Below are 15,791 nucleotides of genomic sequence, written 5' to 3'. Positions count from 1 at the left end.
AAGCAGAACCCGAAAGTGCTGGCGGTAGCACCATTCACCCAGATGCAGGGCCTGCTGACCAACAACGGCCAGGTGCAGAAGGTGCTGCTCAACGCCATAGATCCTGGCAAAGAGCGGCAGGTGTCGATCATCGACCACTTCATGCAGCAGGGGCAGTTGGATGCTCTGGCTCCCGGCAGCTTCGGTATCGTCATTGGCGACAAGGCGGCCGCCAAACTGGGTGTTGGCCTGGGAGACAAGCTGACCTTCGTTGCCCCGGAAGTCACGGTAACCCCCGCCGGCATGTTCCCGCGGATGAAGCGTTTTACCGTGGTCGGCATCTTTCATGTTGGCGCCGGCGAGATCGACGGCTACCTGGGCTTGACCAACCTTGAAGACCTGGGTCGCCTGCATCGCTGGAAGCCGGATCAGGTTCAGGGCCTGCGGTTGAAGTTCGACGATCTGTTCCAGGCTCCGCGCACGGCTTGGGAAATTGCCCAGCAACTGGGTGAAAATCATTTCTACGCCCGTGACTGGACCCGTACCCACGGCAACCTGTACCAGGCCATCCGCATGGAAAAAGCCATGATCGGCCTGCTTTTGCTGCTGATCGTCGCGGTGGCCGCGTTCAACATCATCTCGACCCTGGTGATGGTGGTGAATGACAAGAAGGGCGACATCGCCATTCTGCGCACCCTGGGCGCCACGCCGGGCACCATCATGGCGATCTTCATGGTCCAGGGCACGGTGATCGGTGTGGTCGGTACCCTGATCGGCGCTGTGCTGGGGATGCTTGCCGCGTTGAATGTCAGCGCCGCGATCTCAGCCCTCGAAAGCCTGATCGGGCACAAATTCCTGAACGCCGACGTGTACTTCATCGACTACCTGCCGTCGCAACTGATGGCCGAGGACGTGTTGATGGTCTGCGGTGCGGCTTTGGTCCTGAGTTTCCTCGCCACCCTGTATCCAGCCTGGCGTGCGGCGCGCACCCAGCCTGCGGAGGCGCTACGTTATGAGTGAGTTGGGTATGAGTGAAAAAGCAATCCTGAGCTGCCGTGACCTGGGCAAGTCCTACGAGGAAGGCCCGGAGTCTGTGGTGGTCCTTTCCGGCCTGCAACTGGAGTTGCATCCGGGCGAGCGGGTGGCCATCGTGGGTACGTCCGGCTCGGGCAAAAGTACCTTGCTCAACCTGCTGGGCGGCCTGGATACACCGACCAGAGGCAGTGTCTGGCTGGCCGGCGAGGAGCTTTCGGCGCTGGGTGAAAAAGCCCGTGGTCAGTTGCGCAATCGCGCCCTGGGTTTCGTCTATCAGTTCCACCACCTACTGCCTGAGTTCACCGCACTGGAGAACGTCTGCATGCCTCTGCTGATCGGTCGTACGCCGATCCCGGAGGCCCGTCAGCGTGCTACCGCACTGCTGGAGCGAGTCGGCCTTGGCCATCGCCTGGAGCACAAGCCGGCCGAACTGTCCGGCGGTGAGCGCCAGCGGGTCGCCATCGCCCGGGCCCTGGTGAACCAGCCGGGGCTGGTGATGCTCGACGAACCTACCGGCAACCTCGACTCCCATACTGCCCAGGGCATTCAGGACCTGATGCTGGAACTCAGCACTTCGATGCGTACTGCCTTCCTGGTGGTGACGCACGATATGAACCTGGCCCGGCAGATGGATCGCGTACTGCACCTGCAAGAAGGTCACCTGGTCGCCATCTGATGCGGCCGCACGCGGTGTCGGCGGCTTGTCCGTCGACACCGGGTCATTAATTTTTCCAGGGTGCCTTGCCCATGTTCAGACCCTTATCGATCTTTATCGGCACGCGCTACACCCGCGCCAAGCGGCGCAATCGTTTTGTCTCGTTCATTTCCATGACCTCGATGATCGGCCTCGCCCTGGGCGTGCTGGCGATGATCGTGGTGCTGTCGGTCATGAACGGCTTCCAGCGGGAAATGAGCTCGCGCATCCTCGGCATGGTGCCTCACGCCACCATCGTTGGGGTCAAGCCCATCGATGACTGGCAGCCAGTGGCCGCTGCGGCCCTGAAGAACCCGGAAGTCACTGCGGCGGTGCCCTTCACCGAGATGGAGGGCATGCTCTCCTACAAGGGGGCGATGCAGCCGATCCAGATCAGCGGCATCGATCCGGCCCAGGAAGGCAAGGTGTCCATCGTTGCCCAGCATATTGTCCAGGGCAGCCTGCAAGACCTGAAACCCGGCGAGTTCGGCGTGGTAATCGGCGAGATCACGGCCCGGCGTTTCCGCTTGAATGTCGGCGACAAGCTGACCCTGATCGTGCCTGAAGTGAGCACGGCGCCAGGGGGCATCACCCCGCGCATGCAGCGCCTGAACGTGGTGGGGGTGTTCAAGGTAGGGGCCGAACTGGATGGCTCCATGGGTATGATCCATATGGCCGACGCCGCAGAGATGCAACACTGGCAGCCCAATCAGGTGCAGAGCGTGCGCCTGGCGGTCAAGGATCTGTATGCCGCGCCACAGGTAGCGGTGGATATCGCCAAAGGGCTGGGTGCGGACTTCCGGGCCGATGACTGGACCCACACCCAGGGCAGCCTGTTCAGCGCGATGAAGATGGAAAAGACCATGATCGGTCTGTTGCTGCTGATGATTGTCGCGGTGGCGGCCTTCAACATCATCGCCACCCTGATCATGGTGGTGAACGACAAGGGCGCGGACATCGCGATCCTGCGCACTATTGGCGCCACTCCGCGGCAAGTGATGGCGATTTTCATGGTTCAGGGTACGGTAATCGGGATCGTCGGCACCTTGATCGGTGGAGTGCTGGGGGTCATTGCGGCGTTGAACGTGAGCGAACTGGTGGGGTGGCTGGAGCGGATCAGTGGCCAGCAGATCTTCAGTTCCGACGTGTATTTCGTCAGTAACCTGCCTTCCGAGTTGCAGGGCGGCGATGTGGCGTTGATCTGCGGTGCCGGCTTCGTTCTGAGTTTCCTGGCGACTGTGTATCCGGCTTGGCGCGCGTCCAAAGTCGAGCCGGCTCACGCTTTGCGGTATTCCTGAGACCCGCTTTCGCCGGCAAGCCGGCTCCTACCTGATTGGTGTAGGAGCCGGCTCTCAACTCTTGCTGGGCAACTCGATCACAAAGCGAGTCCAGCCCGCCTCCGATTCGCAACGGATCTGCCCGCCATGGGCACGAATGATCGATTGCGTGATCGCCAGCCCCAATCCCGCATGTTCACTGCTGCCCTCGCGCCGCGCCGGGTCTGCCCGGTAAAAGCGGTCGAACAAACGCGGCAGTACCTCCCTGGCAATACCCTCTCCACTGTTTTCGATGCTCAGGCTCAAGTTCTGTGGGTTGTCGCTGATCTGTACCTGGACCGAGCCTCCAGGGGGAGTGAAGCGCAGGGCATTGTCCAGCAGGTTGGACAGCGCCCGACGCAGCATGCTGCGATCGCCGACAAAGCCGGCATGGCCTTCACGACTCAGGCTGACGTTCGCGTCTTCCGCCAGGGGCCCATAGAACTCCAGCAGCATGTCGGTTTCTTCGGCCAACTCCAGTGCTTCGCGTTTCGGGGTCAGCAGCCCGTGGTCGGCCTTGGCCAGGTACAGCATGTCGTTGACCAGTTGCGCCATCCACTGCAGTTCCTCGAGGTTGCTGTGCAAGGCTTCGCGGTAGTCCTCGATCGGCCTCGGGCGGGTCAGGGTGACTTGGGTATGGGTCAGCAGGTTCGACAGGGGCGTGCGCAATTCGTGGGCAATATCGGCGGAAAAGGCTGAAAGGCGTTGGAAGGATTCCTCAAGGCGGCCGAGCATGGCGTTGAAGCTGCTGGTCAGGTCGGCCAGTTCGGCGGGCATCTGTTCCTGGGGCAGGCGCTGGGTCAGGGAACTGGCGGAGACTCCTGCGGCCACTGCGCTCATGCGGCGCAAGGGGCGCAGGCCACTGCGAGCGGCCCAGGCGCCAAGCAGGGCAGTGGCCAGGGCCGAGAGGCCTACTGTGAGCCAGATCAGGTGCTGCATGCGCTGCAGAAAGTGCTGGTGGTGGGTGATATCCAGCAGCAGTGTCAGCCGTGGCGAGTCGGCTTGATCTGGCTTGAGCGGCGCGGTGTAGACCCGGTAGGCGGCGCTGCTCAGATTCAGGCTGTGCAGGCCGGCGTCGCTGGGCAGGGAAGCGGGCAGGGCAGGCGCACTGTCGAACCAGGGCTGGCCGTCGCTGCCGATGATCCTCAGGGCCAGGTCCGGTTGATGGCTCAGCTCATCCTGCAACCTTGCCTGATGCCGGACAAAATCCCTGGCCTCGGTCACACCCTGCAAGACGCTGCGCAGGGCGATCAGCTTGCCATCCAGCAGTTGCTGGTCCAGCTCGATGAAATGGGCTTCGCTGGCGCGATTGAACAGCACCCCTGCAAACAACGAGACCACGGCGGTGCAGGCGGCGAACAGCAGCGCCAGGCGTCCGCTGAGTGACAGGCGGCGCATCAGGCTGGACGCTCTTCAAGCACATAACCCATGCCGCGTACGGTATGGATCAGCTTGTTCGGGTATTCATCATCGATTTTCAGGCGCAGACGGCGGATTGCCACTTCGATGACGTTGGTGTCGCTGTCGAAGTTCATGTCCCAGACCTGGGAGGCGATCAGCGATTTGGGCAGGACTTCTCCCTGGCGTCGCAGGAGCATTTCCAGCAAGGCGAACTCCTTGGCGGTCAGATCGATGCGCTGGCCGCTGCGTTCTACCCGGCGGCGGATCAGGTCCAGGCGCAAGTCAGCCAGTTGCAGGCTGGTTTCCTGGGCCATCACGCTGCCCCGGCGCAGCAGGCTGCGAACCCGGGCCAGTAGTTCGGAGAAGGCGAAGGGCTTGACCAGATAGTCGTCGGCTCCCAGCTCCAGGCCGTGGACTCGGTCCTCCACGGCGTCCCTGGCGGTGAGAAACAGCACGGGCATGTCCAGGCCGGCGCTGCGTACGGCCTGGAGGATCTGCCAGCCGTCGCGCCCCGGGAGCATCACGTCGAGAATCAACAGGGCGTAGTCACCGGTCAGCGCCAGCTGCTGGCCGGTATTGCCGTCCGCCACCAGTTCGGCATTGAAGCCGGCTTCGCTCAGGCCTTGGCGCAGGTATTGGCCGGTTTTCGCTTGGTCTTCGACGATCAACAGTTTCATGGTGGCACTCGTGGCTTGCGGAACCCGGGCTTTATACCTTGCCGAGGGGGCTGGGCAGATCAAACTGACAAAGTTGTAATCTGGCCGTCAGCTGGCTGGCAGCGCTGGACCGCTAGAGTTTGCCACATGCTCAATCCTGATCTTGTTGGAGCCTGATGATGAAGCTGCAAAACCTGTTGTTGCGAAGCCGCTTGGCCCTGGGGGGCTGTCTGATGCTGTTGAGCGTGCCGCTCTGGGCCTCACCGGCAGCCTCTTATGACTTCGGTCAGCCGGCCGCGGCCGCCAAGGCCACTCGGGTTGTCGAGGTGGTGATGGGCGATATGTCGTTCAATCCCAAGGCCCTGGAGATCAAGGCCGGCGAGACCGTGCGTTTTGTGTTGATCAACAAGGGCCAGTTGCTCCATGAGTTCAACCTGGGCAATGCGGCGATGCATGCCGAGCACCAGCAGGAAATGCTCAAGATGCAGCAAAGCGGGATGCTTACGCCCACGGCAATGAAAACCATGGATCACGCAGCCATGGGGCACGGCGCCATGGCGGGCATGGATCACGGCATGCAGCATGACGATCCCAACAGTGTACTGGTGGAGCCGGGCAAGCAGGCCGAGCTGACCTGGACCTTCAGCAAAAGCGGCAGCCTGGAGTTCGCCTGCAATATTCCCGGGCACTACCAGGCGGGCATGGTCGGCAAGCTGACGGTCAGTCCGTAAGCGCTCGGGGCTCAAAGGTGAAAGCAAAGGCTGGTAGAATCCACTGATTCTTCAGTCAGGTTTCCGCCATGCATCCCGCAGCCGAACATTCGCCGCTGGGCAAGTCCAGTGAATACGTTTCCACTTACACGCCATCCCTGCTGTTCCCGATTCCCCGGGCGGCGAAATGGGCCGAGCTGGGCTTGAGTGCCGATACCCTGCCTTATAAGGGAGTGGATTTCTGGAACTGCTTCGAATTGTCCTGGCTGCTGCCTTCGGGCAAGCCGGTGGTGGCCATTGGTGAGTTCAGTATTCCTGCGGACTCGCCAAATATCATCGAGTCCAAGTCTTTCAAGCTGTACCTCAATTCGCTGAACCAGACTCCATTCGCTGATCGAACGACGCTTGAGGCGACGTTGCGTCAGGATCTCTCGGCCGCTGCTGGCAAGCCCGTGGGTGTGCGTGTTCGCAGCCTTGGGGAGGTCGAGGCGCAAGGTGTGGTGGCACTGCCGGGAACCTGCATCGACGAGCTGGATATCAGTGTTGACAGCTATGAGCATCCGCGACCGGAACTGCTGCGTTGCGATGACTCGCAAGTGGTGGAGGAGAGCGTGCACAGCCACTTGCTCAAATCCAATTGCCCTGTGACCAGTCAGCCGGACTGGGGCAGTGTCGTGGTGGAGTACCGTGGCGCGGCGCTGGATCACGCCAGTCTGCTGGCCTATCTGGTGAGTTTCCGTCAGCACTCGGACTTCCACGAGCAATGCGTGGAACGGATCTTCCTTGATCTGCAGCGTTTGCTCAAACCCGAGAAACTCACCGTCTACGCTCGCTATGTGCGTCGTGGCGGGCTGGATATCAATCCGTACCGCAGTACCGAAACGGCGGAGTTCGCCAATCAGCGGCTGGTACGCCAGTAAGCAGAAGCCCCGCAAATGATGCGGGGCTTTGTTTTTATGGGGGGGTGTTGTCGGGCGCCATCAGATACCGATGTTGCCCAGGGTCTGGACGATATTGCGCAGGGTTCCGGCGATGGCCGGATGCTCCAGTTCGAAGCGTTCCACTGCCAGGTTGACACCGTCGGCGAGGCTGGCGTCGTGGGTGCTGGTCTCCAGCTTGAGTTGCAGTTCGATCTGCTGCATCAGTTCCTGCAGATTGGCGCGCTCGGCTTCGGAAAGCGGTGGGTTCTGCTCCAATTGCTCGCGCAGGGTATCGAGTTGTTCTTGCAGTTCGCGGGCAGGCATGGCGTTCTCCCTTTATTGATAGGCACAGGGATGGACCGCGCGGTTGAGGCAAAGGTCCATGCCCACGGCTTAGAGTAATCCACTCCCAGGCCCTGTGCATGATCCTGATCAACAGGCTTATGTCAGGGTTTTTCACCCTTGAGTCGGCGCAGTTCGATGTCCGCCAGGCAGGTGTTCAGGTCTCCCAAGTGGTCGATGACCGAGTGCACCCCCAGGCCGAAGAGTTGCATGGTGGCCTTGCCGCGTTTGAGGTCGCGCTCTTGCTGGCTCAGAGCCTGCCATTCGCTGGGCGTCAGGCCGCACAGGGACCCGCAGGAGGCCAGGCCGATGGTCCAGAGACCGGCGTTGAGCGCTGACTGAAGAAGTTGTGGTTCGCCGCTGACCAGTACGCAACCCTCGATACGTGGCACCTTGAGGGTCATCAGCGCCTGCCAGCAGGCGTCGGGAGCGGGCCAGGGAGCGGGGACGGCAGGGGTGGGTTTGATCCAATCGGGCAGGGCGGCGGCCAGGTGGCTGCTGCTGGCGCAGGGTAGTTGCTCGAGCCAGGCGCAGGGAATGCCCAGCTGTTGCAGATGACGCAAGGTATCCAGCGCACCAGGAGTGGTCCGGGCCTGTTCCGGGCCAGGGCGCGGGGTGGCTTGCAGGCGCGTGCGCGCACCAAAATCCACCAGGCAGCCACTGAGGCCGAAGAGCACGGCGGTCAACGGTGCTGCAGTCTGGGCTAGGGCATCGGCGTGGGGCATATCAGCGTCCTTGAAATTCCTTTCGAGGCTAGCCGGGGAAGATGACATGCAGGTGACAGTGAGGTGAATGCGAACAGGATTGACTGCCTGATGCGTCAAGGCTGCTTGCAGTGATACTGCCTAAACAGGCTTATCCGTTTTATACTCCTCGGCCTAACCTCAGGGCATAGCCCCACGAGAGAACAATCCAAGGAGTTTCCTGCTATGCGCTGGAGCCGTTATCTAGTTCCTCTATGTATGAGTGTCGGTGTGACGCTGGCTCCCCTGGTCGCCCAGGCGGCCGAAGAGGACCCGTGGGAAAGCATCAACCGCCCCATCTTCACGTTCAACGACACCCTCGACACCTATGCCCTGAAGCCACTGGCTCAAGGCTATCAGGCCGTGACGCCGCAGTTTCTCGAAGACGGCATCCACAACATGTTCCGCAACCTCGGTGACGTCGGCAACCTGGCCAACGACGTCCTCCAGGCCAAGCCGCGTGCCGCCGGAGTGGATACTGCGCGCCTGCTGATGAACACCACTTTGGGTCTGGCGGGCTTCTTCGACGTCGGTACCAAGATGGGCCTGCAGCGCAACGACGAAGATTTTGGCCAGACCCTCGGCTACTGGGGCGTGGGCAGCGGTCCCTACGTGATGCTGCCGTTGCTGGGCCCTAGCACCCTGCGTGATGCGCCGGCCAAGTATGTAGACAGCTACACCTTGCCTTATCGCTACATGAACGACATTCCTGCGCGCAACATCACCATGGGCGTGAACGTGGTTGATACTCGGGCCAGCCTGCTGGCTGCGGACAAGCTGATCCGCGGTGATCGCTACACCTTCATTCGCAATGCCTATCTGCAGAATCGCGAATTCAAGGTCAAGGATGGTCAGGTCGAAGACGACTTCTGATCGGGCGACTGTCCTGCAGAAACTGAAAAGGCGGCCATCAGGCCGCCTTTTTCATGGGAGGACGTTTTACTTCATCTTAAGGATTGTAAGCCCAAGTTTCTGTCCGCCACCCTCCTGTGAGTTGACCCAGACCACCTCCGTCTCCGCCTCCAGGCCTCTGAGGGCTGCGTGCTCCGAGTCGATACGTACACTCAGTTGGTCGCCGACCTGGAATGAACGAGGTGCCTGGACCTGCATGCCGCTGCTGGAAAGGTCAATGCAGACCGCTTCTATCACCTGTCCCTGGTGGATCAGCGTGACCTCGGCATCCACCCGCATACGGATGTAATCGCGCTTTTCACTGTAGTCACGCTGGTTTTGATTCATGGGTTCCATCCTGCGATTGAGTTGCGGTTTTAGCGGTTTTTATAACTCCCGGTGATTTGCGGTGTAAAGACGTCAGGCGACCATCGGCATGAGCTTGAAACGCCCCGCGGATGGGAGTACCGTCTGCGCCTTAGAAGGGCACCTCTGATAAGCGGGCGTGCAGGGCTGAAGGTCCTGGCTCCACTTCCAGAGTGGCTAGAAAGCGAATCCAGTAGTGTGCGCCTGCCTCCCGGGCCGAGCCACCTACGCCAACCTAATTCTGGCGCCGTTTGCCCACATGCAAAAAACCAGTGCCACGCTGCTGATAATCGATGACGACGAAGTAGTACGCGCGAGTCTCGCGGCCTATTTGGAAGACAGTGGCTTCAGCGTACTGCAGGCTGCTAACGGCCAGCAGGGTCTTCAGGTATTCCAGCGCGACAACCCCGATCTGGTGATCTGCGATCTGCGCATGCCGCAGATGGGTGGTCTCGAACTTATCCGTCAAGTGACCGAGCTGTCGCCGCAAACCCCGGTGATAGTAGTTTCGGGCGCGGGCGTGATGAACGACGCGGTTGAAGCGTTGCGCCTGGGCGCGGCGGACTACTTGATCAAGCCTCTGGAAGACTTGGCCGTGCTCGAGCACTCGGTGCGTCGAGCCCTGGATCGTGCGCGCCTGCTGCTGGAAAACCAGCGTTATCGAGAAAAGCTCGAAGCCGCCAACCGCGAACTTGAGGCCAGCCTCAATCTGCTTCAGGAAGATCAGAACGCCGGTCGCCAGGTGCAGATGAACATGCTGCCCACCAGTCCCTGGTCGATCGATGAGTTTAATTTCGCGCACCAGATCATCCCTTCGCTCTACCTGTCGGGGGATTTCGTCGACTACTTCCGCGTCGACGAGCGTCGGGTTGCCTTCTACCTGGCTGACGTTTCCGGCCATGGTGCGTCATCAGCCTTCGTCACCGTGCTGTTGAAGTTCATGACCACGCGCCTGCTGTTCGAATCCAAGCGCAACGGTACCTTGCCGGAATTCAAGCCTTCGGAAGTACTGGGCCATATCAACCGTGGCCTGATCAGTTGTAAGCTGGGCAAACACGTCACGATGGTCGGTGGAGTCATCGACGAGGAGACTGGTTTGTTGACCTATAGCATTGGCGGGCACTTGCCGTTGCCGGTGTTGTACACACCAGACAGTGTGCGTTATCTGGAAGGGCGTGGTTTGCCGGTGGGCCTGTTCAACGAGGCTACCTATGAAGACCACATTCTGGAACTGCCCCCGGTGTTCAGCCTGACGCTGATGTCCGACGGCATTCTGGACCTTTTGCCCGAACCTACACTCAAAGAAAAAGAAGCAGCCTTGCCTGAGCGGGTGAGAGCAGCGGGCGGCAGCCTGGATGGCCTGCGGCAAGTTTTTGGATTGGCCACGCTAGGGGAGATGCCGGATGATATCGCCCTGTTAGTGTTGAGCAGGAACCTTTAATGAGTACCGGTAGAATCCAGTTCGCCGAGCAGGACGGCACCTTCGTTCTGAAGTTCATCGGCGAAGTGCGCCTGACCCTGTGTTCGGCGTTGGATGCGACTATTGAGCGAATTTTCACTGCGCTGAATTTCTCGGCGATCGTGATCGACCTGACGGAAACCCGCAGTATCGACAGCACCACACTGGGCCTGCTGGCCAAGCTGTCGATTCTGTCGCGGCAGAAGGTAGGCCTGTTGCCCACCGTCGTCACCACCCACGAAGACATTACCCGGCTGTTGCAGTCCATGGGCTTCGATCAGGTGTTCAACATCGTCGATCGTCCGATTCCGTGCCCGGAATGCCTGACTGACTTGCCTTCCCAGGATCAGTCGGAAGAGGTGGTGCGGATCAAGGTCCTGGAGGCTCACAAGATCCTGATGGGCCTCAACGACTCCAACCGCGAAGCCTTCCACGATCTGGTGAACGCTCTGGAGCGTCACTGATTCGTTGAAACGCAGCTCATAAAAAAGGGCGAACCTGTGAGGGTTCGCCCTTTTTGCGTTGGTACTGAGCAATCAGAGCTTGGCAGCCAGCAGGGCTTCGAGCTTTTCTTGATCACGGGCAAACTGACGAATGCCTTCGGCCAGTTTCTCGGTGGCCATGGCGTCTTCATTGGAGGCCCAGCGGAACTGGGATTCGTTCAGGCTCTGACGAGCTTCGCCTGTCTTGCCCGGGCTCAGTTTGCGCTCTAGCTTGCCAGTGTCGGCTGCCAGTTTCTCGATCAGGTCCGGGCTGATGGTCAGGCGGTCACAGCCGGCCAGTTGCTCGATCTGGTTCAGGTTGCGGAAGCTGGCACCCATGACCACGGTCTTGTAGTCGTTGGCCTTGTAGTAGTTGTAGATGCGGGTGACCGACTGTACGCCTGGATCTTCGGCGCCGGTGTAGTCGCTGCCGTTGGTCTTCTTGTACCAATCGTAGATCCGACCCACGAATGGCGAGATCAGGAAAACTCCGGCTTCGGCGCAGGCCACAGCCTGGGCGAAGGAAAACAGCAGGGTCAGGTTGGTCTGGATGCCTTCGCGCTCCAGCTTCTCGGCGGCGCGGATGCCTTCCCAGGTGGAAGCGATCTTGATCAGCACTCGATCGCGTCCTACGCCGGCCTTTTCATAGAGTTCGACCAAGCGATGGGCGCGCTTGAGCATTGCGTCGGTGTCGAACGACAGCCGGGCGTCCACTTCGGTGGAAATGCGACCGGGAATGACCTTGAGAATCTCCTGGCCGACAGCCACGCCAAAACGATCGCTGGCCAGACCCACATCGCCCTTGCAGTCGCTGACACAAGCGTTCAACAGGTCGGCATAACCGGGAATGGCCGCAGCCTTGAGCAGCAGCGAAGGGTTGGTGGTGGCATCCACCGGCTTGACTCGGGCGATGGCGTCGAAGTCGCCGGTATCGGCTACCACGGTAGTGATTTTCTTCAGTTGTTCCAGCTTGGAAGTCATGAGCGTGCTCTGTCCTATGGGTCTGATGACATTACCCGAGCGCTGTCAGGCGCTCAAGGGCGCGAAGGCTTACAGCGGCCCCGAGGGCTGTGACCTGAAAACAGGTGTTTGAATGAAGGGGCGTGATTCAGGTAATTGAGATACCAAAAGCCGGATCAGGTTCAACCCGGCTGACGGTTAACGCCCTTCAAGCAGCAGCCCAGCCTGATCCAGCAGGCCCAGCGGGTCCTTGGTCTTGTGAATATCCACCGACAATAACTGGCGAAACTTGCGAGCCCCGGGGAACCCGGTTCCGAGTCCCAGCACATGGCGAGTGATGTGGTGCATCGCTCCGCCGCAAGCCAGATGCTCGGCGATATAAGGCCGCAGTTGCGCCAGGGCTTCGGCCCGGGTAATTACCGGTGCGGCGCTGCCGAACAGCTGTTGGTCCACCTCGGCCAGCAGATAGGGATTGTGATAGGCCTCGCGACCCAGCATCACCCCGTCAAAGGTCTGCAGATGTTCATGGCAGGCCTCCAGGGTCTTGATTCCACCGTTAAGGATGACTTCCAACTGCGGGAAATCCGCTTTCAACTGTGCGGCCACGTCATAGCGCAGTGGTGGAATATCCCGGTTCTCCTTGGGCGAGAGCCCTTCGAGAATCGCGATCCGCGCATGCACGGTAAAACTGGTGCAGCCGGCATCCTGGACCTGGCCGACGAAATCACACAGTTCGGCATAACTGTCGCGACCGTTGATTCCGATTCGATGCTTGACCGTCACCGGAATCGACACCGCATCGCGCATGGCCTTCACGCAATCGGCCACCAGCGCCGGATGCCCCATCAGGCAGGCGCCGATCATATTGTTCTGCACCCGATCGCTGGGGCAACCGACATTCAGGTTGACCTCGTCATAACCGTGCTCCTGGGCCATGCGCGCACAGGCCGCGAGGTCCGCAGGGTTACTGCCGCCCAGTTGCAGCGCCAGAGGATGTTCGGACTGGTGATAGCGCAGGAAGCGTTCATGATCACCGTTGAGCAACGCACCGGTGGTGACCATCTCGGTGTAGAGCAGGGTGTGTTTGGACAGTAGACGCAGGAAGAATCGGCAGTGACGATCGGTCCAATCCATCATGGGGGCAACAGAAAACCTCCTAGATGCCGTATCTACTGGGCAAGCTAGTGTTTCTGGGGGGGTTATCTGCATTTAGCTACTTCTCATTTACTACCATTTACCACTGTTTTTGCTTATTTCCGAAGGTCCATTGCTACAATGTAGCAACTAAATTCAATCGTGTAGCAAAATCCATGGATCTATAACCGTTCGCAAGCGCAAGGATGGCTCTGTAGCGTACACCGCACAGATCCGTATCATGCAAAAGGGTGTGACAGTTTATCAGGAAAGCCAGACTTTCGACCGCAAGACCACAGCCCAGGCTTGGCTCAAGCGACGCGAAGCCGAAATGGCCGAGCCGGGTGCAATCACTAAGGCCAACCGCAAGGGCGTGACGGTAAGGGAGATGATCGAGCGCTATCTTGAGGAATACGAAAAGCTCCGGCCGCTGGGCAAGACGAAGCGCGCCACCCTCAAGGCGATCAGTGAGACCTGGCTGGGCAAGCTCGAAGACAAGGGCATCACCAGTCAGAAGCTGGTCGAGTACGCCAGCGAGCGAATGCTGAAAGACGGCATTCAGCCGCAGACCGTGGGTAACGACCTGGCGCATTTGGGTGCAGTGCTGTCGGTGGCTCGGCCCGCCTGGGATTACGACATTGATCCGATGGCGATGCCGGATGCGCGCAGGGTGCTGCGCAAGATGGGTGCGGTATCTAAGAGCAAGGAGCGCGAGCGCCGGCCGACCCTGAAAGAGCTGGACGCCCTGCTGCAATATTTCGGCGAGATGCGCGACCGGCGTAAGCAGGAGATCGATATGGTCAGGGTGACCGTGTTTGCGCTGTTCTCTACGCGCCGTCAGGAAGAGATCACGCGGATCAAGTGGGGCTCTATAGATGAGGCGCGCCGGATGGTCCTGATCACCGATATGAAGAACCCCGGCCAGAAATACGGCAATGATGTCTGGTGCCTTGTGCCTGACGAGGCCTGGGCGGTCATGCAGTCGATGCCGAAAGTGGCGGATGAGGTGTTCCCGTACAATGCGCGGTCGGTGTCAGCCTCATTTACCCGAGCGTGCCACTTTCTCGAGATTGACGACCTGCATTTTCACGACCTGCGGCATGACGGCGTGAGCCGGTTATTTGAAATGGGATGGGATATCCCGAAAGTCGCCTCTGTTTCTGGCCACCGGGATTGGAACTCGATGCGTCGGTACACGCATTTGAAGGGAAGCGGCGATCACTACAAAGACTGGCCGTGGCTGGAGCGGGTTATATCGGGCCCCACGATCGAGGCCCGGAAGCGTGTCAGGAAACCCGACGTAAGCTAGATCTCCCCATCAGTTTTTCATGTTCGGTTCGCGCCCTGGCGTGCTGAGCATCCAGATAGGCGGCCAAGTCGTTGAGGTGCACGCCGCGTGCTGACTTCTGGCTGCTTTCCAGGCGCACCAGCGGTAGGTCGATCTCGCCGGCTGCCACCTTAAGCTTCATTTTCTCTGGGGTCAGGTGACTGAAGTAGTCCGCGCAAACGCGCTCCAGAGGAATGATGGCCATGCCACTGTACTGGGCCATCAGGAGAAATGGGGTGTTCATTTGATGCTCCATGCCGCGCGTGGCGGCAGAAGATTGGGAGGGATTAGCCGGGCAACAGCAATCTTCGCAGCGGATAATCCGGCGGCGACTCTCGTGTGTGCAGCAGCCCTCCTTGTCCAGGTAGCGTCTTCAGAGTAGCCAGACTCGCAGGAGAACTTTCTGACGGTTACATAGCGCATGTGTCGTTATTCCTGACTGATTAGGGTTTGCGATTGTGCGCAGGGGGACGTAGCTGCTCGTCGATTCTGGCTTGCTGGAAAAGCGTTGTTTTTCGTCCCCTTCTCGGTGATTTCCTGCATGTGCAGCCACCGGTTAACTTTGATTTGGTCATTTCCTGAGCTCCTTTCAACTACACGGATAGCCTACGGGCAGATATCCATCGTGTGTTTCGCTTTCACGCAAGAAAAGCGACGGAAATCAAAAGGCATAAAATTCCCTGCAAGGGGATGAGCCCCCGTGAGGTGATGTGAGTCCGGTAGTTCTGTAAAACTCAAGGGCCACCTTAGGTCTGGCGCATTTTTTTCTGCTCGTCTGCGATACGGTTCAAAAGATGGGCTAACGCCTATACAAATTCGAGACGATTGAGCCGTTCCTTACCATTTTTATTCAGAACCTCGAGCACGTTGAGAGCAGGCTTATGTATGAGGCTTCAGCTACTTTGAAGCTTTTTGGTCATCTGATAGCTCGAGCTGGCGAGCACTCTCGCCCTATCCGTCCGGCCAACACATTCTTTTTGACACAACCGCCGAAGGCCATGATGTCCACCAAATTCAAAGTTCTTCACGGAATACCGGGAAAGACGCTCTTGATCTTTATAAAAATGAACTCGCTATCCCGGTAACCGTAGGCCATCCGCTTGATGACCTTTATTCGATTTTTTTATTCCTTCCAACTGACCGGTGTGCGTCGGCCAGCGAACCCGACTGACGGTGCACCGCTAGTAAACCTTTAGCCGTTTGGCAAATTGGAGCAGAGCCGTTATTTCGCTTTCATGTGCATGACATAAGAATTGCTTCCAGGCTGATCTCCAGTCCCATGCGGTACTCGGTGTCCAGAGCATTTTGAGTTCGGCCTTCATCAAGTAGACCGTCTTCAGCGATTGGTTGGCCGCCGATAACTCCTGTAAATGGAC

General features: G+C 59.4%; 17 protein-coding genes and 1 pseudogene. 9 read left to right on the top strand and 9 right to left on the bottom strand.

The window, feature by feature from the left end; all coding sequences use genetic code 11:
• The 3 genes from BLX41_RS05105 to BLX41_RS05095 all read left to right on the top strand — a co-directional run.
• The coding region (locus BLX41_RS05105; protein ID WP_259744434.1) for a lipoprotein-releasing ABC transporter permease subunit at positions 1–999 on the top strand (999 nt) is incomplete at its 5' end.
• A 7-nt stretch (positions 1,000–1,006) separates the two neighbouring features.
• Positions 1,007–1,690 carry a lipoprotein-releasing ABC transporter ATP-binding protein LolD gene (gene lolD / locus BLX41_RS05100; RefSeq protein WP_185073391.1) on the top strand — a complete coding sequence of 228 codons (684 nt, stop codon included), beginning with the start codon at positions 1,007–1,009 and terminating at the stop codon, positions 1,688–1,690.
• Positions 1,691–1,761: 71 nt separating this feature from the next.
• Complete coding sequence (locus BLX41_RS05095; protein WP_123724019.1) at positions 1,762–3,006, top strand: lipoprotein-releasing ABC transporter permease subunit; 1,245 nt, start codon at positions 1,762–1,764, stop codon at positions 3,004–3,006.
• A gap of 54 nt (positions 3,007–3,060) precedes the next feature.
• On the opposite strand, the gene BLX41_RS05090 is transcribed toward BLX41_RS05095, so the two are convergent.
• Both BLX41_RS05090 and BLX41_RS05085 read right to left on the bottom strand, forming a co-directional pair.
• Positions 3,061–4,422 (bottom strand): heavy metal sensor histidine kinase, encoded by a 1,362-nt coding sequence (locus tag BLX41_RS05090; RefSeq protein WP_123724018.1) that lies wholly within the window; start codon positions 4,420–4,422, stop codon positions 3,061–3,063.
• Positions 4,422–5,102: a heavy metal response regulator transcription factor gene (locus BLX41_RS05085; RefSeq protein ID WP_123724017.1), complete on the bottom strand. Its 681-nt coding sequence runs from the start codon at positions 5,100–5,102 to the stop codon at positions 4,422–4,424. The genes BLX41_RS05090 and BLX41_RS05085 overlap by 1 nt, the downstream gene beginning before the upstream one ends.
• Positions 5,103–5,260: 158 nt before the next feature.
• Between BLX41_RS05085 and copI the strand changes: the two genes are divergently transcribed.
• The gene (gene copI / locus BLX41_RS05080; RefSeq protein WP_123724016.1) at positions 5,261–5,812 is read left to right on the top strand and encodes a copper-resistant cuproprotein CopI; all 552 of its coding nucleotides are present in this window, start codon (positions 5,261–5,263) and stop codon (positions 5,810–5,812) included.
• Between the two features lie 68 nt (positions 5,813–5,880).
• A complete protein-coding gene (queF, locus tag BLX41_RS05075; protein ID WP_123724015.1) occupies positions 5,881–6,711 on the top strand; it encodes an NADPH-dependent 7-cyano-7-deazaguanine reductase QueF in 831 nt (276 codons plus the stop codon).
• 60 nt (positions 6,712–6,771) lie between these two features.
• Here the strand turns inward: queF and BLX41_RS05070 are convergent, their stop codons facing one another.
• Both BLX41_RS05070 and BLX41_RS05065 read right to left on the bottom strand, forming a co-directional pair.
• Positions 6,772–7,035 (bottom strand): DUF4404 family protein, encoded by a 264-nt coding sequence (locus BLX41_RS05070; protein ID WP_102863756.1) that lies wholly within the window; start codon positions 7,033–7,035, stop codon positions 6,772–6,774.
• 122 nt (positions 7,036–7,157) lie between these two features.
• Positions 7,158–7,778: an HAD superfamily inactivated hydrolase PcrP gene (locus BLX41_RS05065; RefSeq protein ID WP_123724014.1), complete on the bottom strand. Its 621-nt coding sequence runs from the start codon at positions 7,776–7,778 to the stop codon at positions 7,158–7,160.
• Between the two features lie 204 nt (positions 7,779–7,982).
• Between BLX41_RS05065 and BLX41_RS05060 the strand changes: the two genes are divergently transcribed.
• Positions 7,983–8,669: an MlaA family lipoprotein gene (locus BLX41_RS05060; protein WP_123724013.1), complete on the top strand. Its 687-nt coding sequence runs from the start codon at positions 7,983–7,985 to the stop codon at positions 8,667–8,669.
• Positions 8,670–8,735: 66 nt separating this feature from the next.
• On the opposite strand, the gene BLX41_RS05055 is transcribed toward BLX41_RS05060, so the two are convergent.
• Positions 8,736–9,035 carry a PilZ domain-containing protein gene (locus BLX41_RS05055; protein ID WP_123724012.1) on the bottom strand — a complete coding sequence of 100 codons (300 nt, stop codon included), beginning with the start codon at positions 9,033–9,035 and terminating at the stop codon, positions 8,736–8,738.
• 277 nt (positions 9,036–9,312) lie between these two features.
• On the opposite strand from BLX41_RS05055, the gene rssB reads away from it, so the two are divergent.
• Together rssB and rssC are read left to right on the top strand one after the other, a co-directional pair.
• Positions 9,313–10,494: a two-component system response regulator RssB gene (rssB, locus tag BLX41_RS05050; RefSeq protein ID WP_102864100.1), complete on the top strand. Its 1,182-nt coding sequence runs from the start codon at positions 9,313–9,315 to the stop codon at positions 10,492–10,494.
• On the top strand, positions 10,494–10,976 hold the full coding sequence (gene rssC / locus BLX41_RS05045) for an anti-sigma factor antagonist RssC (RefSeq protein ID WP_016968051.1): 483 nt from the start codon (positions 10,494–10,496) through the stop codon (positions 10,974–10,976). Before rssB ends, rssC begins: the two co-directional genes overlap by 1 nt.
• A 72-nt stretch (positions 10,977–11,048) precedes the next feature.
• Here the strand turns inward: rssC and tal are convergent, their stop codons facing one another.
• Positions 11,049–11,975 (bottom strand): transaldolase, encoded by a 927-nt coding sequence (gene tal / locus BLX41_RS05040; protein ID WP_123724011.1) that lies wholly within the window; start codon positions 11,973–11,975, stop codon positions 11,049–11,051.
• Between the two features lie 177 nt (positions 11,976–12,152).
• On the bottom strand, positions 12,153–13,163 hold the full coding sequence (gene dusA, locus BLX41_RS05035) for a tRNA dihydrouridine(20/20a) synthase DusA (protein ID WP_123724010.1): 1,011 nt from the start codon (positions 13,161–13,163) through the stop codon (positions 12,153–12,155).
• A 166-nt stretch (positions 13,164–13,329) separates the two neighbouring features.
• Here dusA and BLX41_RS05030 point away from each other — a divergent pair, with 166 nt between their 5' ends.
• The gene (locus BLX41_RS05030) at positions 13,330–14,397 is read left to right on the top strand and encodes a tyrosine-type recombinase/integrase (protein WP_259744432.1); all 1,068 of its coding nucleotides are present in this window, start codon (positions 13,330–13,332) and stop codon (positions 14,395–14,397) included.
• Here BLX41_RS05030 and BLX41_RS05025 read toward each other — a convergent pair.
• Together BLX41_RS05025 and BLX41_RS37185 are read right to left on the bottom strand one after the other, a co-directional pair.
• Positions 14,375–14,659 carry a pyocin activator PrtN family protein gene (locus tag BLX41_RS05025; protein WP_123724008.1) on the bottom strand — a complete coding sequence of 95 codons (285 nt, stop codon included), beginning with the start codon at positions 14,657–14,659 and terminating at the stop codon, positions 14,375–14,377. The two genes, BLX41_RS05030 and BLX41_RS05025, sit on opposite strands and share 23 nt — an antisense overlap.
• 780 nt (positions 14,660–15,439) lie before the next feature.
• A pseudogene (locus BLX41_RS37185) lies at positions 15,440–15,791 on the bottom strand (transposase); the annotation flags it as partial.

The organism is Pseudomonas protegens, assembly GCF_003732485.1.
Classification (GTDB): domain Bacteria; phylum Pseudomonadota; class Gammaproteobacteria; order Pseudomonadales; family Pseudomonadaceae; genus Aquipseudomonas; species Aquipseudomonas protegens_B.
The sequence above is the reverse complement of the archived record's forward strand: the minus strand, read 5'-3'. Positions and strand labels throughout refer to the sequence as shown.